1 protein-coding gene is annotated in these 281 nt (G+C 75.8%); it reads right to left on the bottom strand.

The window, feature by feature from the left end:
• Window positions 1-281: SpnB-like Rossmann fold domain-containing protein (locus VM95_RS38255; RefSeq protein WP_045706382.1), on the bottom strand; the 281-nt coding region annotated here is incomplete at both ends.

Genomic DNA, 281 nt, shown 5'->3' on the forward strand with positions numbered 1-281 from the left:
GCCCAGCTCACCGGTGCCGCCGGTGACGAGGACCGTCCGCTCCGGGTCCAGCACGACCCGCTCGGACGCGTCCGCCGCCGAGACCCGCACCAGCCTCGGGGCCGTGACCCGGCCGCCGATCACGGCCAACTCCGGCTCGCCCGTGCTGAACAGGGCACGTTCGACGGCATCGGCCGAGGCGTCCTCGTCCAGGTCCAGCAGGCGGATCGTCCGCTCCGGGTACTCGGTGCGGGCGGTCCGCAGCAGGCCCCACAGGGCGGCCTGCACCGGATCGCCGGCCA

This window comes from Streptomyces rubellomurinus, assembly GCF_000961885.1.
GTDB lineage: Bacteria > Actinomycetota > Actinomycetes > Streptomycetales > Streptomycetaceae > Kitasatospora > Kitasatospora rubellomurina.